Source organism: Novosphingobium sp. TK46, from assembly GCF_055361525.1.
Window position 1 is genome coordinate 1,512,425 of the sequence record NZ_CM143963.1, and the last position, 18,388, is coordinate 1,530,812.

Sequence of the window (18,388 nt, forward strand, 5' to 3'; positions counted from 1 at the left end):
CGTCAAGCGGTGGACCGATTGCGTGCGCAGCGGCGTTCTATTGTCACTGGGAGGAGCCGTTACGCGCAGCGAAGCGCCGACCCGCCCCCGGACAATGATGATGGAGAGATCTCATGAGCGAACGCGACCGTCACAATCGAGACGACTTCGGTAGCCAGTTCGGCAGCAACTATCGTGGCAGCGAAGGCCGTGGCTCGGACCAGGCAAATCAATGGCAAAGCGACGGCGATCGTCAGCAAGGCGGATACCTGCAGGGCGACAATCGTGGTCGCGGCGACGATCAGGACGGCGCGTACCGCTTTTCGGGGCAAGGCAGTCCATACGGCGGTGGCGCAAGAAGCCAGCAAGGCTCGCGAACCTATGGATCAGGGCGCGATCACGACCTCTACACTTCGAACCATGATCGCTCACGTCCCGAATATGGGCAGCACAACGATCGCGAGCAGCCGGCGCGTTATCAGCAAGGCTGGCAGCGCGATGATGCGCAGGGGCGTTACGGCCAGCAAGGCAGCCAGGCCAACGATCCCAGGTATGGCGGTGGTCGCGACTTCGATGCCAGCGGCGGCAACGACTTCTCCAGCTTCACGAGTGAGGATTTTGGCGGTCGCGACTTCTCGAACCGCAGCGGCGGCGTGACCGGTGGCGCGCGTTCCAGCGAGTCGTATCGCCCCAGTTATGGTCTCTCCAGCTGGTTCAACGACGATGATGATAGGCAACAAGGCCGATCGGGTCGTTCGTCCGGTCGTGAGGACTATGGCAACTGGCGCCAGTATGGAGAAAGCCGCGGTTTCCTTCAGCGCGCCGGTGACGAAGTGGCGAGCTGGTTCGGTGACGAGGAGGCCTCGCGCCGTCGCGATCAAGATCACCGCCATGATCAAAGCCAGGACTCATCCCGCAGCCATCGCGGGCGCGGACCATCCAACTACACCCGCTCGGATGAACGCATTCGCGAGGATGCCAACGATCATCTGACGCATGACCATCATGTCGATGCCAGCCATATCACCGTCAGCGTGAAGGACGGCGAACTGACACTTGATGGCACGGTCGACAGTCGTCATGCGAAACGACGCGCCGAGGACACGGTGGAGCATATTTCCGGCGTGAAGCACGTGCAGAACAACCTTCGCATCCAGGATAGCAGCGCCAACTATGGCAGCTCCAGCTATTCCGGCACGTCAGCATTCGACGGGGGCGCGACCTATGGTCAGAGCGGCGGCGCCTCGTCCGGTTCGTCCTTGCGTGGCAGCAGTGCCGCTTCGGGCGTCGGGTCGTCGACCACCGCGAGTTCTGGAACGGCGACGCCAGGCCAAACCGGTGCCAGCACCACAGGCGGCATCGGCTCGTCCGCAACCGCCGGCGTCGGCAGCGCAAGTGCGACTCGCTCGAGCGACAAACCGAGCTAACCAGTTCGTCACCGCGAATGGAAAGGGGAGCCTGCCGGCTCCCCTTTTTGCGTCCGCACCCATGTGGCTTAATGCAGCCCGGTTATCAGTGACTCGCTCGCTCGCCCCGCGTCAGACCAGATAGCGCAAGCTGTGCATCGACCTGCGCGAGCAGTCGATCAAGCCCCTCGGGTGTCTCACTTTCGACGCGCGCGACCAGAACATCCTGCGTGTTCGACGCGCGCAGCAGCCACCAGCCATCATCGTTGGTGACGCGCACTCCGTCGATGTCGTTTACGTCGGCTTCGGTAGCGGCAAGGCGCTGCCTGACCTCCTCTACCGCCGCGAACTTGCGACTTTCGTCGACCTGGAAGCGTAGCTCGGGTGTGTTGAGGATCCGGGGCATCGCCCCGCGCAACTGCGTTACCGACCGACCCAGTCGCGATGCCGCCGCGATCAGCCTGACCGCCGCATAAAGCCCGTCATCGTAGCCATAGTAGTCGTGCTTGAAAAAGATGTGCCCGCTCGTCTCACCGGCGAGCAGCGCTCCCGTTTCCTTCATCTTGGACTTGATGAGCGAGTGTCCCGCCTTCCACATCAGCGGGACGCCGCCATGTGCACCGATCATGTCGAACACCGTGCGCGAGGCTTTGACGTCGGCGATGATCGTCGCGCCTGGCTCGATCTTCAGCAGATCCTCGGCAAAGATCATCAGCAGCTGATCGCCCCAGATCACGCGTCCCTCGCCATCGACGACACCGATCCGATCCGCATCGCCATCGAAAGCCACACCGAAATCGAGCCGCTTGCGCGCGACGAGCGCCCTCAGGTCTGCAAGGTTGGCTTCTTCGGTGGGATCAGGGTGGTGATTGGGAAAATGTCCGTCGACTTCGGTGAACAGCAGATGATGCTCACCCGGCATGTGGCCGGTGAGCCGTTCCAGGGCGGGGCCGGCGGCGCCATTCCCGGCATCCCAACCGATCCGCAGACTGTTCAACTCGCCCTCGGGTATCCCGGTCAACCCGCACAGCAGGCGCGCGACATACGTATCGAGGATATCGACGCGGCTGCTGGTACCGCTCCCGGTGCTCCAGTCACCTTCAGCCGCCATGCGCCCGATGGCTTGGATATCCGCCCCAAAAAAGGGGTGGCCCGCAAATACCATCTTGAAGCCGTTGTGATCGGCGGGATTGTGGCTGCCAGTTATCTGAATGCCGCCCTGCACATCTTCCATTGAGGCTTCGGCATAATACAGCATGGGCGTTGGCCCCATGCCGATACGCACCACGTCGATACCGCTGGCGTTCAGTCCCTCGACCAGCGCCGCCTCGAGCATCTGCGAACTGAGGCGTCCGTCATAGCCGACGACGACTGTCCGTCCTCCTGCCCGCGCCACCAGGGTGCCGAAGCTGCGACCGATCGCCCGGGCATCCGCCGCTGCGATCCCATTACCAACGATGCCCCGGATATCATATTCGCGCAGGATCGTCGGATCGAACCTGTGGTTCACCTTTCAATCCCTGACGGGCGCAGGCAAATCCGCAAGCAGGACGTCGCGCGCGGCATTCGCTTCGTGCACCAGTTCATTGCTGCCCCCGCGATCGGGATGAACCGTCGCGATCAGGGTGCGATGCGCCTCGAGGATATCCTGCCGCCCGGCGCTCCGCTCCACGCCCAGCAAGGCCCGCGCCCGGACCCGCTGGTCCGATCGTCCCGCAAGGCCTTTTGCTTCCCAGGGCCAGCGTCCGGTGATCATCTTCCATGCGACCAGCGCCAGGACGAGCAGGAGAAGGAGTTTTATCACTCCGCCGCGACCGCCATGTCGGCATCGTTCTGCGGCTGCCTAGAGCCGCCGTGATTGGGCATCGGCAGGTTGAGGCCTGCCAACAGCCCGCGTACTTCCTGCCGCGCGACCAGGTGGCTGGTGCCGAGGTCGCCCAGATGCCCCTTGTCGAGCAGGGTGAGGCCCGACGGGAAGAGCTCGCGAAAGATCACGCGCTCCGACAGGCCGCCGGCAATCCGGAAGCCCACGCGCTTGGACAGTTCCTGCAGCGCCCCGTTCAGACGCTTCATGTTGCGCGCTTCGGCATGCTGGGTGCGATTGCGGACCACCACCCAGTCGAGGTCGCGGCGCTGCTCCGCGATTGTCGAATGCGCCCGCTTCTTGCGTGCTTCCCACATCAGCTCGGCATAGAACGACAGCTTCTTGACCTTGAACGTCTCGCCCTCGACCTGGCCGATCAGGTCGAAGTCGACGAAGCTGTCGTTCAATGGCGTCACCAGCGTATCGGCGGTGGTGGCGACATGGCGGGCAAGCGGATCGTCCTTGCCCGGCGTGTCGAACACCAGGAAGTCCATCCCGTCCGCGATCTCGTCCGACAACGCTTCGAGCTCGTCGATGCTGGTGCCGTCATAGACCGTGAACCGCGTGCCCGGCAGGCTGATCTTGCGCCGCTTCTCGGTATCGAGGCGGTTTTCCATATAGCGGAACAGTGTCCGCTGGCGGTGATCGAGATCGATGCACGCCACGTTCGCGCCCTGATAGGCGAGCGCGATGGCCACGTGGACCGCCGTGGTGGACTTGCCGGTGCCGCCTTTCTCGTTGGCGAAGACGATGCGATGCGTTGTCACGGTAATTCCCTAAAATCGTTGCCCGACGAACCGTGCGGCGTTTAAGCCGCGCGATCCGAGTCCGGTCGCGGACATCATACCGGAGCAGGCTGCATCAATGCAATTGATCCACACTCTTGATCCACTGCGAAGCGTAGTCGACGTCTTGCGTGCCGATGGCCGACTCGCCCTCGTGCCGACGATGGGCGCTTTGCATGAAGGCCATCTTACGCTGGTGCGCGAAGCCAAAAGCCAAGCGGAACGCGTCGCGGTGTCGATCTTCGTCAACCCGCTCCAGTTCGGTGCCAACGAAGATCTGAGCGCCTATCCGCGCCAGCTCGAACGTGATCGCGCGATGCTGGAGAGCGAAGGCGTCGACCTGCTGTGGGCACCATCGGTAGAGGTCATGTACCCGGCCGGCTTCGCGTCGACCGTCTCGGTCGCAGGCGTGAGCGAAGGCCTGGACGGCGCCGCCCGCCCCGGACATTTCGATGGCGTCGCCACCGTGGTCTGCAAGCTTTTCCAGCAAGTGCAGCCGGACACCGCCTTGTTCGGTGAAAAAGACTGGCAGCAGCTTGCAGTCATCCGCCGTATGGCCCGCGACCTCGACCTGATCCGCCCGCATGTCGATGCAATCATCGGCGTCCCCACCGTTCGCGAAGCCGATGGCTTGGCGATGAGTTCGCGCAATGCCTATCTCACGGCCGAACAGCGCGCGGCCGCCGTCGCCCTGCCCCGGGCCATGCGCGAAGCCATCGCCGAGATCGAAGGGGGCCTCGACGTTGGCGAGGCGCTGGCGCAACTGTCGCGCACTGTGCTGTCGGCGGGTTTTCTCTCGGTCGACTATGCCGAACTGCGTGATGCGGACGATCTTACCTTCCTGCCCTCGCGCTCGAACAGACCGATGCGGCTGCTGGTCGCCGCGCGAATCGGCAAGGCCCGCTTGATCGACAACATGGCGGTCATGCCCTGAGCGCCCTTATGCAGAATGACTTGTGCGGAACAGGCAATTTGGGCAAGTAATCGCCCGAACCGCGAGGGGTGTCGCGGGTTGCCGTGCAAGTCATGGCTCGGGGAGCATTGATATCATGAAGAAATTCGCTTGTGCCGTTTCAGCGTTGTCGACCTTGTTCGTCAGCGGCGCCGCCTTGGCCGACACGTCCTCGGGCCGCCAGCTGCAGGAACGCGGCATGCAGCAGATCCCCGTCTGCTCGCGCAACCTGGGTTCGGTCGCGATCGTCGAGCCTGATAATCAGTGGTGGCGCGAATTCAGCCTGGGCAGCCCCGAGTCGATCCTGCGCATCTTCGTGCAGAAGTCGGGTTGCTTCACGCTCGTCAATCGAGGTCGCTCGCTGCAGAGCAGCGCCATGGAGCGTGCGCTGGCCGACCAGGGCGAACTGCAGGGCGGCTCGAACATCGGCAAGGGCCAGATCAAGGCGGCGGATTACTTCCTGCAGCCCGACATCGTCAGCACGAACAACAATTCGGGCGGCAGCGCGCTGGGCGGCGTACTCGGCGGCGTGGGCGGCCTGTTCGGGCGCGGCATCGGCGCGGTCGCCGGTGGCCTGAACATCAAGAAGGGTGAGGCCAACGTCACGCTCTCGATCGTCAATTCGCGCACCACAGTCGAAGAGGCGATGACCGAGGGGTATTCGCGCAAGTCCGATGTCAGCTTCGGCGGCGGCGGCGGCGGGTTCTTCGGCGGCACGTTCGGCGCGGCGGGTGGCGGTGGCTACCAAAATACGCAGATCGGCCAGATCATTGTGCTTGCCTATCTCGACGCCTATACCAAGCTGGTGTCGCAGATGGGTGGTTTGCCCGCGAACGCCTCGCTGGCGGCGCCGCGCGCCAAGTAAGCTCGTGCCCCCACCATCGTTGACGGTGATGGTGGGGGCACGACGGCGCGACAACCAAAAATTGCACCTGAGCCCGCGTCTCGCTAAGGGCCGCAGGTCATGACCCAAGAGCGCGATTACCGAGCCACTGTCTTCCTGCCGAAGACGGACTTCCCGATGAAGGCGGGCCTGCCCCAGAAGGAGCCGGCCATCCTCGCGCGCTGGCAGGAAGCCGGCCTCTACGAGAAGACCCGCGCCGCCCGCGCCGGGCGTGAGAAGTTCATTCTCCACGACGGGCCACCGTATGCCAACGGCGATATGCACATCGGCCATGCGCTGAACCACATCCTCAAGGACATGGTCGTGCGCACCCAGACGCTGCTGGGCAAGGACGCGCCTTACGTGCCCGGTTGGGACTGCCATGGCCTGCCCATCGAGTGGAAGGTCGAGGAGCAGTACCGCAAGAAGAAGCTCGACAAGGATCAGGTCGACCCCGTCGAGTTCCGCGCCGAGTGCCGCGCCTATGCCGCCGAGTGGGTCAACGTCCAGCGCGAGCAGCTAAAGCGCCTCGGCATCAATGGCGACTGGGACCACCCCTACCTGACGATGGACCCGCAGGCCGAAGGCACGATCGTGTCCGAACTGCTCAAGTTCGCGGAGAGCGGGCAACTCTATCGCGGCGCCAAGCCGGTGATGTGGTCCCCGGTCGAGAAGACCGCGCTGGCCGAGGCCGAGGTCGAGTACGAGGACATCGTCTCGACCCAGATCGACGTGGCGTTCGAGATCACGCACTCGCCCATCGACGAACTGGTCGGCGCGCATGCGGTGATCTGGACGACGACGCCTTGGACGATCCCGGTGAACCAGGCATTGGCTTATGGGCCTGAGGTTGATTATCAACTTCTGTCGATAGATGGCAAAAGGTGGCTCATCGCAGAGGCCCTGGTCGCGCCATTTCTGCAACGTCTCGCTCATGCAAATCCAGAACACGTCTCATTTGATTGGGAAGGCTGGAAGCTTGCGGCCACGGAAAACCGGAAACTGCTGAAGGGCTCCGACCTCGCCGGCACCATCGCCCGCCACCCCATGCACCACCTCGGCGGCTTCTTCGCCGAGCCGCGTCCGATGCTGGCGGGCGCCTTCGTCACCACCGACAGCGGCACCGGCCTTGTCCACATGGCGCCCGACCATGGCGAGGACGACTTCGAGTTGTGCAAGGCGCACGGCATCGGCCCCAAGTTCGTGGTCGAAGCCGACGGCAAGTACCGCGCCGACTGGACCTGGCTCGGCGGCCAGGGCTCGGTCATCAACCCCAAGTTCAACGCGCCCGACGGCCAGATCTGCGCGGACTTGCGCGAAGCCGGTGGGCTGCTGGCGGCTAGCGCGGACTACAAGCACTCCTACCCGCACTCGTGGCGCTCGAAGGCCAAGGTGATCTACCGCTGCACCCCGCAGTGGTTCGTGCCGATGGATCGCGAGAGCGGCGGCCCTTCCCTGCGCCAGACCGCGATCCAGGCCATCGCCGACACCCGCTTCGTTCCCGAAAAGGGCCGCAACCGCATTGGCGCGATGGTCGAGGGCCGGCCCGACTGGGTGCTCAGCCGCCAGCGCGCCTGGGGCGTGCCGATCACCCTGTTCGTGAACCGCGAGAGCGGCCAGTATCTCGTCGACCCGGCGGTCAACGCGCGCATCATTGCAGCGGTAAAGCAGGACGGCGTCGATGCCTGGTCCGACGCCCGCGCCCAAGAGTATCTCGGCAACGAGTATCGCGCCGACGACTATGAGCGCATCGTCGACATTCTCGACGTCTGGTTCGATTCCGGCTCCACCCACGCCTTCGTGCTGGAAAGCGGCCGTTGGCCCGAGCTGTCGTGGCCGGCCGACCTCTACCTCGAAGGCTCGGACCAGCATCGCGGCTGGTTTCAGTCCTCATTGCTCGAATCGTGCGCCACGCGCGGGCGTGCGCCGTACGATGCGGTCCTGACCCACGGCTTCACCATGGACGCCAAGGGCCTCAAGATGTCGAAGTCGCTGGGCAACACGGTCAGCCCGCTCAAGGTCATGGAGACCAACGGCGCCGACATCATCCGCCTGTGGGCGCTGTCGGTCGACTACACCGAGGATCACCGCATCGGTGACGAGATCCTCAAGGGCGTGGCCGACCAGTACCGCAAGCTGCGCAACACCTTCCGCTACATGTTGGGCGCGCTGGCCGATTACGATCCGGCCGAGACCGTCGTCGTGGCCGAGATGCCCGAGCTGGAACGCTACGTGCTCGCACTGCTCGGCCAACTCGACGCCACCTTGCGGCAAGCCGTCGCGGACTTCGACTTCAACACTTACGTCCGCACGTTGATCGACTTTTGCAACGAGGACCTGTCCGCGTTCTTCTTCGATATCCGCAAGGACAGCCTTTACTGCGACGCAGCCACGGACCCGAAGCGGCGTGCCTATCGCACCGTCCTCGACACGCTGTTCCAGGCGCTGATCCGCTACGCCGCGCCGGCGCTGGTCTTCACCGCCGAGGAGATCTGGCAGAGCCGCTATCCCGGCGCCGAAACCGTGCACTTGCTCGAGTGGCCACAAGTCCCCGAAGCGCAGGCCGATCTCGCGCACTGGGCGAACCTGCGCGCGCTGCGCCAGCAAGTCACCGAGGCGATCGAGCCGCTGCGGCGCGAAAAGATCGTCGGATCCAGCCTCGCCGCCGAAGTCACTGTGCCCGATGCGGCACCCGAGGGTGACTTGGCCGAACTGTTCATCACTGCGAAAGTCCACCGCGGCCAGGGCGAGGCGGTGCAGGTTGCCCCATCCGAAGATCACAAGTGCGGCCGCTGCTGGCGCCATCTCCCCGAAGTCGAGGAAGACGGCGCTTTGTGCGCGCGCTGCGAAACCGTCGTCGGCGCGATGGAGCCTGCTGCGTGACGGCGGTTCCGGTCAATCCCTGGCGCAATCGCGGCATCGGCCTGTTGATAGCACTGGCGATTTTCGTGATCGACCAGGGGATCAAGATCTGGGTCGACAAGGGTTTGAACCTCTACAACGTGCGTCTGGTGAAGGTGCTGCCGTTCTTCGATTTTCGCTGGACCGAAAACTACGGCGTCAGCCTCGGCCTGCTCACCGCCGGATCGATCGAGATGCGTTTCGTGCTGCTGGCGATGACCGCCGGTATCGGCCTGTTCGTGGCAGCATGGATGCTGCGTGAAAAGCTGCTCGGGGATGTTCTGCCGCTCGCACTGGTGCTGGGTGGTGCCGCAGGCAACATCCGCGACCGCTGGGAACACGGCTTCGTCATCGACTATGCCGACTTGCATTTCGGCGATTTCAGGCCGTTCCTGATCTTCAATTTCGCCGACGCCGCGATCACCATCGGGGTCGTGATAATCCTTGCCCGCTCCCTGCTTTCGCGCGAAAAGCCCGACGCAGCCGAGCCGGCCCCGGAGATTTAAGTGATGAAGCTGAACCTGTCGACGCTGGCTCTGGTGGCCTTGGGCGCAGCCGCGCTTTCGGGCTGCGGCAGCACCGGGCTGCTCAATCGCGACCGCCCCGACGAGTTCGCCGTGCAGCGCCAGTCACCGCTCGTCGTGCCGCCGGATTTCGCGCTCAAGCCCCCACAGCAGGGCGAACCGCGTCCAGCGGACGAGACGTTGCAGGGACAGACGCTCGACGCGCTGTTCGGCGGACCGTCCGCACGTAGCGACATCGAATCTTCTGCTCTGGGACTTGCCGGCACGTCGGACCCATCAATCCGTTCGACCGTGGGCGATACCGGCACCCACACTGTCGCCAAGGGCCGCGTGACCCAGCAGATTCTCGCCGCTCCGCAGGGCGATGGTCGCGACGCGCAGGCGACCGCGGGCGCAGCCCCTGCCGGACAGGCGCCTGCCGGCACCTGATCGCGTCGCGACGGTGCGGGGGATGTTCGGGTCGTCGGGCGAGATGCGTTAGCCTCAGGGAACGAGCGGCAAGGTTCTACTCGTCGCCGGCCACGCCATCGCCTTCTTCGTCCGTGTCTTCGCGCGAAACCAGCAGCTTGTCGATCCGAAGGCCGTCCATATCGACGACCTCGAAACGCCAGCCTTGCTCCAAGAAGTGCTCGCCTTCCTGCGGCACTCGCTTGATGACCGCCAGGACGTAGCCTGCCGCCGTCGCGAATTCGCGATCTTCGGGCAGGCTCAGGCCCAGCTTGTCCGAGAGTGTATCCGCCGGCATCGCGCCCGAGATCAGTAGCGATCCGTCCTCGCGCTCGACCAGCATCGGGTGGTCGCCCTCGTCCTGGTGGCTGACGAAATCGCCTGCGATCGCCGCCAGCACATCGCTGGGCGTAACCAGACCTTCAAGGTGGCCGTATTCGTCCCGCACCATCGCCATCGGCACTTCGGCGCGCTGCAGCACCTTGAGCGCGTCCATCGCATCGATCTGATCGGGGATCACTTCGGCCTTGCGCATCAAGGCCGCGATGTCGACCGCGCGGCCTTCGACGACGGCAGCAAGCACTTCACGTACACGCAGTACGCCGACGACGTTGTCGGGCGAGCCCTCCGCCACCGGCAATAGCGCATGCGGCGTATCGGCGATGCGCGCCAGCAATTGCTCCTGCGTTGCGGACGCTTCGATCCAGTGCACTTCGGGGCGCGGGGTCATCAGTTCGCGGATCGGACGATCGGCCAGACGCAGCACGCCCGCCATCATCGCCCGCTCACCCTCTTCGATCGCGCCTGACCGCGTCGCCTCGGCGAAGATCATATGCAGTTCCTCGGCGGTGAGCTGCCCTTCGCTGCCGCGATGCACCGAGAACAGGCGCAGGATCACGCTGGACGACTTGTCGAGCAGCCACACGAACGGCGCCATGACGCGGGCCATGAAGGACATCGGCAGCGCCATCACCAAAGCGATCGGTTCGGCGGCCCGCAAGGCGAACTGCTTGGGTACGAGTTCGCCGACAACCAGACTGAGATAGGTGGTAATGGCGATCACCAGGGCGAAACCGGCTTGCGGAGCGTATTGCGCCGGAACGCCAAACGCCGCCATCCGCTCGCCGGTGGGCCCGCCAAGGCTCGCGCCCGAAAAGGCGCCGGCGATGATACCGATCAGGGTGATGCCGATCTGCACGGTCGACAGGAACTTGCCGGGATCTTCCGCGAGGGCGATCGCAGTGAGCGCGGCTTTGCTCCCCTTGTCCGCCGACATCCGCAGGCGTGCCGGCCGCGCGGAGACGATTGCCAGCTCGGACATTGAGAAGAGGCCGTTCACCAGGATGAGCGCGGCGATGATTAGGAGATCAGTCCAGGGGAAAGGCGTCACGATGTTCCAGGCGCTAGCAGACAAACAAGCCCGAGCGAAGCGTATGGTGCGTCAGCAATCCAGGCGCTGCAAGAACTACCATGCGGAACCGAAGGCCGGGCGATCCGTTCCGCGGCTTATCATCCAGACGATGTTAATCTGCCGAAATACAAAAAGTCGCTACCGATAGGAAAGGCCCTGCCATGAAGACTTCCCGCTTGTTGACGTCCGCTGCCGCGGTGATCTCGCTCGTCACTGTCTCAGCTTGCGTCACGGATCCCAACACCGGAGAACGCAAGGTTTCGCGCACCGCGATCGGCGGCGCGGGTGGTGCGGGCCTGGGCTATCTGCTGGGAAGCGTAATCGGCGGCAAGACGGCGCGCATCCTGGGTGCGGGCATCGGCGGTGTCGCCGGCGGCGCCATCGGCTACCAGAAGGACAAGCAAATCCGCGAATTGCGCGAGACAACCGCCGGATCCGGCATCGACGTGACCGAGCAGGGTGATGGTATTCTCCTCAACCTGCCCGACGTTACGTTCGCGGTGGATTCGACCGAAGTCAGCCCCGCCTTCCAAAGCGCGCTCGATCGCGTGGCGCAGAGCATGATCCAGTATCCGGACAGCCTGGTCGACGTGTACGGACATACCGATTCGACCGGGTCCGACCAGTACAACCTCGATCTGTCGCAGCGCCGCGCCGATGCCGTGGCGCGTTATCTGATTTCGCGCGGGGTTTCGTCGGCACGCCTACAGGCCAAGGGCATGGGCGAAAGCTACCCCGTCGCCGACAACGCGACCGCCGATGGCCGCGCCAAGAACCGCCGCGTCGAGGTCAAGATCACGCCCGTGTCGACGGACGACGTGCAGCGCGCCCGCTAGTAACCGGCCGGAGCGAGCCTAGGCGCCCGGCGACCGAGGGCGGGAGCCTTCGTTCTCCGGGCGGCATGTGCTCGCTGTGGCTATCGCGGATCAGGACGGTCGGAATACCACCATTCCGACCGCCATCGGCCGATCGTGGGACGAACGACGCAAAGTTCTGGCCCGTCCCAGGCGATGAGCCGAATGGATCAGGCCGCCACCTGCTGGGCCAGAAGCTCAAGAACCTTGTCGTTCAGCCATGCCGCACGTTCGGCCGTGGCACTTTCGGTATAGCAGCGTAGTTCAGGAGCATTGCCGCTGGGACGCAGGTGGATGATGTCGCCGCCATCGAACGAGATCCGCAATCCATCCGTAACGTCAAACGAGGTGGCGGCGCCTGCAAGCGCGCCAAACATCTCGCTCAGACGAGCAAGAACCGCGGACCCCGAACCTTCCTGCAGCGATGCCAGCAACGCCTGGCTGTGCGCTGTCGGAAAGTCCTTCAGCCGCTCGCTGTAGGTGTAGCGATCCGGCAGCCCATCCTGAAGCTGGGACAAGGACACGCCCTGGCGACGCGCCTGGGTCAATACGGCGACCATCGGCAGAACGGCATCACGGGTCGGAAGCGCCGGAAGATGCCGCCCCCCGTCCTCGACCGCCGTGGCGAGCAGAAAGCCGCCATTCGCCTCGAACCCGCAAACGGTCGCCCAGTCGTGCAGCAGTTCGTTCATGGCTTCGATCACGAAGGGAGAACCGATGCGGGTGCGTCGTACCTGCTTGAAGCTTCCCGTCTGCTCCAAGGCGGTGTTGCAGCTGACCGGCACCGCGACCGCCTCGATGTTCAAGGCTTGGGCGCACAGGATGCCGAGCAGATCGCCGCGCAGCCACGATCCTGCTTCATCGGCCAACAATGGGCGATCCGAGTCGCCGTCGGTCGACAGGATCGCATCGAGATTGTGCTCGACGGCCCACTGCTTTGCCAGGACTTGATCTTCGGGTCGGACCGCTTCGGTATCGACCGGGATGAACCGTTCGGAACGCCCAAGGCGAACGGCCTCGCCACCAAGCTTTTCGACGATCGCCACCAGCAGGTCACGGCCCACGGCGGAGTGTTCATAGATGCCGAGCTTCAATCCCTTCAGTGCTTCGGTACCGAAGAAATCGACGTATCTCGCGGTGTACGCCGTCGCGACATCGATCAGCGGCCCGCAATCGACATCTTGCACCAGCATGCCGTGATCATCGAATATGTTTGGCAGCAAGACGGTCTGCGCGCGGATCGCCAACTCGTCCGGCTTCAGGATCTCGCCGTCGGCACGGTTGAACTTGATCCCGTTTCGGTCATCGGGAATATGACTGCCGGTAACCATCAGCGATGGATGCCCGTGCACGAAACCATAGCCGGCCACGGCCGGCGACGGCACGTAACCGCAATACGCAACCAGGCCCCCCTTGTGGCGGATCGCCGCTGCACAAGCGGCCATGATGCGAGCGGTCGATGGTCGCAGATCACCGGCTATCGCGACCGGCTTGCCTTCAGAGAACTGGCCGATGGTTTCCAGATGCTGGAGGAATGCGCACGTATACGTGAAGCACACTTGATCCGTCATCGCTTCCACGAGGCCGCGAGCGCCGCTGGTACCGAAGGCGACACCCGATCGGATCATCACGTCGTCGACCGCCACATAGTCGCCCATCATCTGCATAACTCCGCTGCCTTTTCGGTCCAGGCCGGCATGCTGCCCGCCTTTTTGCCCGTTCGAATGTCCATGAATTCGCCTGTGAATAGCCGGGCAGCACCACCGATCGACCCAGTTTCAGCGCACCTTATCAAGACGCCACCTGTTAGCTGTGGCTGCACCAGCTGCCAAGCCGGGATGGGCCGTTGCGAATCGTACCGGGAATCTGGAATCAAAAGCATGGCCAGTCGAACAAGGTCTTTAGGCAGCACTGTATCTTTGGTCCCGTGAACGCTCGACGACGAATGGTCATGGTGGTTCTCTAGCAAAAGTTTGCTGGCAAACGACATCGACAGAACGATCGCATGCTTACCGGCTTATCGTGATCCGATCAGACGTAGCGAATTGCCTTCCTCAGTTCCGCGACATTGTCGCTGAACGTAACTGTAATCGTGCTGTTGCGCAAAAAGCACGATCCGACAAATAACAATCCTAGAGGCTTCACTAACGGCAACTACACAAGTACGCGGCCGTTTGTCGCCTGACGGCAATGCAAGGATTTGAAATGAAGAAGACAACCCTCACCCTCGCCGCGATGCTGGTAGCTGGCATCGCCGCTCAGCCGGCGTTCGCTCAGGACGCGACCGGCACCGACCTGGCTGCCAACGGCACCTCGTTCCGCGGCATCCGCATCGAAGGAAACGCAGGCGGCGATCGCTTCTACTCCGAAGGCGAGCACAACGACAAGTTCGGCTACGGTGGCACCATCGGTTTCGACGGCACGCTGGGTGAGCGCATCGTGATCGGCGCCGAGGGCAGCTACTGGCGTCCGGGCAACGGCAACGAGAACTGCACTGGCCTCCCCGACACCAACTCGATCTGCCACAAGGCGTTCCAGGAACTCGGCGCTGCCTTCCGCGTCGGCTATCTGGTTACCCCGCAGTTGCTGGTCTTCGGCAAGGGCGGTTACGTGAACGGCGAGCAGCGCCGCCGTATCGACGGTCCTACCGGCACCCAGCTCGTCTATGACAAGTACAATGCTGACGGCTATCAGCTTGGCGGCGGCGCTGAGTTCACGCTGACTCAGGGCCGTGCCCCGGTCTATGTCAACGCGCAGTATGTCTACTCGAACTACAACGGCGCTTCGTCGCGCAGCCGCCTGATGGGTGGCGTGGGCATCCGCTTCAAGTAAGCTTGAGCACCTTCGGACCAGCGCCGTGATCGGTGCTGGTCCGATCTATCGCGGCTTACGGGTGCTGTATCGCGCCAAGGCGCAAGTGGCCGTCAACGGCCCCATCCAGTCGATCCATTGATCCGCCTTTGGCCAGACCCGCATGTCGAAAGGCCCCCACCAGGGCATGTTCGCTCGCAACCCGTGGCCGAACCATTCAATCCATCGATATTCGGCCTGCGCGACTTCCCGCCCTAGAAAGTAGCCGGAAGCAAGCGCTGCGCCGGTCCACCACCTACCCGTGAGCAGTCCGATGATCGACTGCACGGCTATCGCCACCAAGGCATGCGCCAGATATTCCATGTCGGCAGGATGCCCGATCGATCGCGACATGCAACATCGATAGGTGTCAGGCCCGGGTGGAACGGCGCAAACGACCAGCCAAATGTCTTAGTTGATGACATCATCCGTGGCGGTACGAACACCTGCGGGGCGCCAGGGTTGGCCCAGTCGCGTCTCCAGCCTGTCGCGCAAGTACCACAGCCAGTTCACCCGACGCTCGGCCAGGCCGGGCACGCTCAGCACATCTCCGCCCAGCCAAGGCAGGAACGGATTGCGACGCGCATAGGACCACAATTCGACTCGCTCGGACGCATGGGCCGAAGGACCGCGCGCATGAAATCCGACCGTATCGGCTACGACAAGCGTGTTTCCCGATACCGCCAGAGCTCGAGGCTCGGGTAAGCCCATAGCCGTCAGATCCTCCGCCGAAACCCGCGGCGATCCCCGCGCAGACAGGCGATCGATGCTACTTGGATCGGGCAGGCTGCGGCGATGTTCCCAGGCCAGCCGCTCGGTGGTGAAGCGATGAGACCCTGGTACGAATGTGAACGGTCCATCCTCGATCGTAACCGGGCGAAGAAACAGCCAGGCCTTCAAGGACGCATGGAAGCTGTCGGCGTGAAGGGTCTCCTGCGGATCAGCTTCCGGCGTGCCGTCCTTGCTGGCGATGGTCTGCACATAATGCAGGGGGGTGGTCCGGAAGCTGGAGACATAGTGGAACAATGCCACCAGATCTCGCCGAGCCAAAAGCTGGCCGAGGTCCGGAACCGCCGCGAGCATGGCGGGATCGATGGCCAGCCGGCGGGTGATCGCATCACCCTGCCGCATCTCGCGCGCAGGTCCGCGATAAGCGAGGATTGCGTCGCGCAACTGGGCAAATTCAGCAGAGGGTATCACGTCCGGTATGATGACGAAGCCATCACGGTCGAAGGCCTGGCGCCATTCCGGCCTGACACGTCGAGCAAGCCGGCGGCGGCGCCATGCGGTCAGGCTTGCTGCCAGCCTGACGCGCGCAAGGTGAAGACCCCGGGCGTTCAGGCGCCGGGATCCGATGATCGGATTGTCCAGGAAGCTCTTGGCTGAGGTGAGCAACTGCACCGTCCAAAACGGAGCCAGCAGAAGCCTTCGGATGTTCATCGTCTTTTGCTTCGGTCCGTCCTCGTGCCGCCGCATGGCCGACCTGCGGTGTACCAGGGGTTAGGCTTCAGCACTCTTCACCACTGCGTCGATGGCTTGCAAGCGCGCCACCAATCCTTCGAACTGATCGAGCGGCAAGGCGTTGGGTCCATCGGACAATGCACGATCGGGATCCGGATGCGTTTCCATGAACACGCCCGAGACGCCGGCCGCGACCGCCGCTCTTGCCAGCAGGGGCACGAATTCGCGTTGCCCTCCAGAGCTCTCGCCCAGCGCACCTGGCTGTTGCACCGAGTGAGTCGCGTCGAATACGACCGGGCAGCCGGTCTCGGCCATGATCGCCAGCCCGCGCATGTCCGACACCAGGTTGTTGTAGCCGAACGAGGTTCCGCGATCACATACCATGAAAGCGTCGGGATCCTTCCCGGCCGTGCTGGCCGCGTTGCGTGCCTTGGCGACCACTTGCTTCATGTCGGCCGGCGCCATGAACTGGGCCTTCTTGATATTGACGGGCTTGCCGGCTGCCGCAACCGCCGCAATGAAGTCGGTCTGTCGAGCCAGGAAAGCCGGGGTTTGCAGAATGTCCGCCACTTCGGCCACCGCCGCGACTTGCGTCGCGTCATGCACGTCGGTGAGCACCGGCAGGCCGGTCGCATCCCGCACCTTTTCGAGAATGCGCAGCCCCTCATCCATTCCGGGCCCCCGGAACGATCGATCGGAGCTGCGATTGGCTTTGTCGAACGAGCTTTTGAATACCACCAGCAGGCCCAGCCGCCGGCCGATATCCGCCAGCCTTTGCGCGACGGACAGCACCAGTTCCTCGCTCTCGATCACGCAGGGGCCTGCGATCACGAACAAGGGCGAGCGGGCGTTGATCTCATGGTCGTGAAAGATCATTGTCTGCCTGCCTCTGCCATCGCCGGTCTCGTCACCCGCCGGCTGCGATTTCGCGATGCAAAAATGTCTCGGTTCGCGATCCAAACGGATGCGCTCCCTTGGAGCTTAACGAAACGGCTGGCAATCCCCGGAACCTTCAATTACCGCTCCCGACTTGTTTACCGGTTAGGCAAGCAGCTGATTATACAACGATCCGAGTTCGCGATGGCATCTGAAGTGTTATCCACGCGGTCTTCCGCATCGGCCCTCAGGACGCTCGATATCGAGCTCAAGGCTCTCGAAACCCTGCGCGAGGCGATGCATTCGCCTCAGTTGGCCGGGGCGATCGAGGCAGCGATCCAGTTGCTCGTGAGCACGCGGGGGCGGGTGATCGTCACGGGCATGGGCAAGAGCGGGCATATCGCCCGCAAGATCGCCGGGACCATGCGCTCCACCGGTACGGCTGCGCTCTATCTCCATCCCGGCGAAGCCAGCCACGGCGACCTGGGCGTCATCACAGACAACGACGTAGTTCTGGCGATCACCTGGTCGGGTGAAACGACCGAGCTTGGCGATATCTTTCATTACTGCAAATTTCGCGGCATCAAGCTGATCGTCGCGACGTCCCACGCCGACAGCACGGCGGGCCGCATCGCCGACGTTTGTCTCGCCATGCCGGCGGTGCGGGAAGCTTGCCCCAACGAACTGGCGCCGACCTCTTCGACGACGCTGCAGATGGTGCTGGGCGACGCATTGGCGATGGCACTGCTCGAAGCGCGCGGTTTCACGCCCTCGGACTTCCAGGCCTTTCACCCCGGCGGGCGCCTTGGCGCGCAGCTGTGCCGCGTCAGCCAGATCATGGGCGCCGGCGATTCGATCCCGCGCGTACTGCGCACGGCTTCGGTCAAAAGCGCCACGATCGAAATGAGCCTCAAGCGCTACGGCTGCACGGCCGTCGTCGATGAAGACGACATGCTGGTCGGTGCGTTTACCGATGGCGACCTGCGTCGTTGCATTGCGGTTCACGATCTGAACGACGACATCGGCGCGCATATGTCGCCCCGCCCGGTGGCGGTGAGCGCGCAGACCTTGGCTTCGGAAGCATTGCGCCTCCTGAATGAGAATGCGGTATCCGTGCTCTTTGTTGTCGAAGACGACGGCAAGCTGGCCGGCATCGTCCACATGCACGACATCGTCAGGGCAGGCGTCGCCTGAT

The 18,388-nt window shown here is 63.6% G+C and carries 17 protein-coding genes; 9 read left to right on the forward strand and 8 right to left on the reverse strand.

Features of this window, described 5'->3' with window-relative positions; genetic code table 11:
• Window positions 1–113: 113 nt before the first annotated feature.
• The gene (locus tag ACXJ1Z_RS07240) at window positions 114–1,406 is read left to right on the forward strand and encodes a BON domain-containing protein (protein WP_463780658.1); all 1,293 of its coding nucleotides are present in this window, start codon (window positions 114–116) and stop codon (window positions 1,404–1,406) included.
• An 85-nt stretch (window positions 1,407–1,491) separates the two neighbouring features.
• Here the strand turns inward: ACXJ1Z_RS07240 and pgmG are convergent, their stop codons facing one another.
• From pgmG to ACXJ1Z_RS07255, 3 genes are read right to left on the reverse strand one after another with little or no spacing between them, the layout of a single operon-like run.
• Window positions 1,492–2,895 (reverse strand): phosphoglucomutase/phosphomannomutase PgmG, encoded by a 1,404-nt coding sequence (gene pgmG, locus ACXJ1Z_RS07245; RefSeq protein ID WP_463780660.1) that lies wholly within the window; start codon window positions 2,893–2,895, stop codon window positions 1,492–1,494.
• 3 nt (window positions 2,896–2,898) lie between these two features.
• Complete coding sequence (locus tag ACXJ1Z_RS07250; RefSeq protein ID WP_463780662.1) at window positions 2,899–3,189, reverse strand: J domain-containing protein; 291 nt, start codon at window positions 3,187–3,189, stop codon at window positions 2,899–2,901.
• Complete coding sequence (locus ACXJ1Z_RS07255; RefSeq protein WP_463780663.1) at window positions 3,186–4,016, reverse strand: division plane positioning ATPase MipZ; 831 nt, start codon at window positions 4,014–4,016, stop codon at window positions 3,186–3,188. The genes ACXJ1Z_RS07250 and ACXJ1Z_RS07255 overlap by 4 nt, the downstream gene beginning before the upstream one ends.
• A 97-nt stretch (window positions 4,017–4,113) precedes the next feature.
• On the opposite strand from ACXJ1Z_RS07255, the gene panC reads away from it, so the two are divergent.
• From panC to ACXJ1Z_RS07280, 5 genes are all read left to right on the forward strand, one after another.
• Entirely contained in the window at window positions 4,114–4,968 is an 855-nt protein-coding gene (gene panC / locus ACXJ1Z_RS07260; protein WP_463780665.1) for a pantoate--beta-alanine ligase, read from the forward strand.
• 115 nt (window positions 4,969–5,083) lie between these two features.
• Window positions 5,084–5,851: a CsgG/HfaB family protein gene (locus tag ACXJ1Z_RS07265; RefSeq protein WP_463780667.1), complete on the forward strand. Its 768-nt coding sequence runs from the start codon at window positions 5,084–5,086 to the stop codon at window positions 5,849–5,851.
• Between the two features lie 99 nt (window positions 5,852–5,950).
• Entirely contained in the window at window positions 5,951–8,752 is a 2,802-nt protein-coding gene (gene ileS, locus ACXJ1Z_RS07270; protein ID WP_463780668.1) for an isoleucine--tRNA ligase, read from the forward strand.
• Complete coding sequence (lspA, locus tag ACXJ1Z_RS07275) at window positions 8,749–9,276, forward strand: signal peptidase II (protein ID WP_463780670.1); 528 nt, start codon at window positions 8,749–8,751, stop codon at window positions 9,274–9,276. Before ileS ends, lspA begins: the two co-directional genes overlap by 4 nt.
• A 3-nt stretch (window positions 9,277–9,279) precedes the next feature.
• Window positions 9,280–9,723: a DUF3035 domain-containing protein gene (locus ACXJ1Z_RS07280; protein ID WP_463781192.1), complete on the forward strand. Its 444-nt coding sequence runs from the start codon at window positions 9,280–9,282 to the stop codon at window positions 9,721–9,723.
• Window positions 9,724–9,799: 76 nt separating this feature from the next.
• Here the strand turns inward: ACXJ1Z_RS07280 and ACXJ1Z_RS07285 are convergent, their stop codons facing one another.
• Window positions 9,800–11,131 (reverse strand): hemolysin family protein, encoded by a 1,332-nt coding sequence (locus ACXJ1Z_RS07285; RefSeq protein WP_463780671.1) that lies wholly within the window; start codon window positions 11,129–11,131, stop codon window positions 9,800–9,802.
• Between the two features lie 182 nt (window positions 11,132–11,313).
• Here ACXJ1Z_RS07285 and ACXJ1Z_RS07290 point away from each other — a divergent pair, with 182 nt between their 5' ends.
• On the forward strand, window positions 11,314–11,988 hold the full coding sequence (locus ACXJ1Z_RS07290; protein ID WP_463780673.1) for a YiaD family glycine zipper/OmpA-like lipoprotein: 675 nt from the start codon (window positions 11,314–11,316) through the stop codon (window positions 11,986–11,988).
• A 188-nt stretch (window positions 11,989–12,176) separates the two neighbouring features.
• Here the strand turns inward: ACXJ1Z_RS07290 and ACXJ1Z_RS07295 are convergent, their stop codons facing one another.
• Window positions 12,177–13,664, reverse strand: coding sequence for a phosphomannomutase (locus tag ACXJ1Z_RS07295; RefSeq protein ID WP_463781193.1), 1,488 nt, complete (start codon window positions 13,662–13,664; stop codon window positions 12,177–12,179).
• A gap of 547 nt (window positions 13,665–14,211) precedes the next feature.
• Between ACXJ1Z_RS07295 and ACXJ1Z_RS07300 the strand changes: the two genes are divergently transcribed.
• On the forward strand, window positions 14,212–14,838 hold the full coding sequence (locus tag ACXJ1Z_RS07300; RefSeq protein ID WP_463780674.1) for an outer membrane protein: 627 nt from the start codon (window positions 14,212–14,214) through the stop codon (window positions 14,836–14,838).
• A gap of 45 nt (window positions 14,839–14,883) precedes the next feature.
• Here the strand turns inward: ACXJ1Z_RS07300 and ACXJ1Z_RS07305 are convergent, their stop codons facing one another.
• From ACXJ1Z_RS07305 to kdsA, 3 genes are read right to left on the reverse strand one after another with little or no spacing between them, the layout of a single operon-like run.
• Window positions 14,884–15,210 (reverse strand): hypothetical protein, encoded by a 327-nt coding sequence (locus ACXJ1Z_RS07305; protein WP_463780675.1) that lies wholly within the window; start codon window positions 15,208–15,210, stop codon window positions 14,884–14,886.
• Window positions 15,211–15,267: 57 nt separating this feature from the next.
• Window positions 15,268–16,296, reverse strand: coding sequence for a phytanoyl-CoA dioxygenase family protein (locus ACXJ1Z_RS07310; protein WP_463780677.1), 1,029 nt, complete (start codon window positions 16,294–16,296; stop codon window positions 15,268–15,270).
• A gap of 60 nt (window positions 16,297–16,356) precedes the next feature.
• Entirely contained in the window at window positions 16,357–17,193 is an 837-nt protein-coding gene (gene kdsA, locus ACXJ1Z_RS07315; protein WP_463780680.1) for a 3-deoxy-8-phosphooctulonate synthase, read from the reverse strand.
• A gap of 204 nt (window positions 17,194–17,397) precedes the next feature.
• On the opposite strand from kdsA, the gene ACXJ1Z_RS07320 reads away from it, so the two are divergent.
• Complete coding sequence (locus tag ACXJ1Z_RS07320) at window positions 17,398–18,387, forward strand: KpsF/GutQ family sugar-phosphate isomerase (protein ID WP_463780681.1); 990 nt, start codon at window positions 17,398–17,400, stop codon at window positions 18,385–18,387.
• Window position 18,388 lies beyond the last annotated feature (1 nt).

Excerpts from the sequence above, each read along its gene's own strand:
- ileS (WP_463780668.1), top strand. The coding sequence starts at position 5,951 with ATGACCCAAGAGCGCGATTACCGAGCCACTGTCTTCCTGCCGAAGACG.
- ACXJ1Z_RS07305 (WP_463780675.1), bottom strand. The coding sequence starts at position 15,210 with ATGTCGCGATCGATCGGGCATCCTGCCGACATGGAATATCTGGCGCAT.
- ACXJ1Z_RS07280 (WP_463781192.1), top strand. The coding sequence starts at position 9,280 with ATGAAGCTGAACCTGTCGACGCTGGCTCTGGTGGCCTTGGGCGCAGCC.
- panC (WP_463780665.1), top strand. The coding sequence starts at position 4,114 with ATGCAATTGATCCACACTCTTGATCCACTGCGAAGCGTAGTCGACGTC.
- ACXJ1Z_RS07290 (WP_463780673.1), top strand. The coding sequence starts at position 11,314 with ATGAAGACTTCCCGCTTGTTGACGTCCGCTGCCGCGGTGATCTCGCTC.
- ACXJ1Z_RS07265 (WP_463780667.1), top strand. The coding sequence starts at position 5,084 with ATGAAGAAATTCGCTTGTGCCGTTTCAGCGTTGTCGACCTTGTTCGTC.
- kdsA (WP_463780680.1), bottom strand. The coding sequence starts at position 17,193 with ATGATCTTTCACGACCATGAGATCAACGCCCGCTCGCCCTTGTTCGTG.
- ACXJ1Z_RS07295 (WP_463781193.1), bottom strand. The coding sequence starts at position 13,664 with ATGGGCGACTATGTGGCGGTCGACGACGTGATGATCCGATCGGGTGTC.
- ACXJ1Z_RS07240 (WP_463780658.1), top strand. The coding sequence starts at position 114 with ATGAGCGAACGCGACCGTCACAATCGAGACGACTTCGGTAGCCAGTTC.
- ACXJ1Z_RS07300 (WP_463780674.1), top strand. The coding sequence starts at position 14,212 with ATGAAGAAGACAACCCTCACCCTCGCCGCGATGCTGGTAGCTGGCATC.
- ACXJ1Z_RS07310 (WP_463780677.1), bottom strand. The coding sequence starts at position 16,296 with ATGAACATCCGAAGGCTTCTGCTGGCTCCGTTTTGGACGGTGCAGTTG.
- ACXJ1Z_RS07320 (WP_463780681.1), top strand. The coding sequence starts at position 17,398 with ATGGCATCTGAAGTGTTATCCACGCGGTCTTCCGCATCGGCCCTCAGG.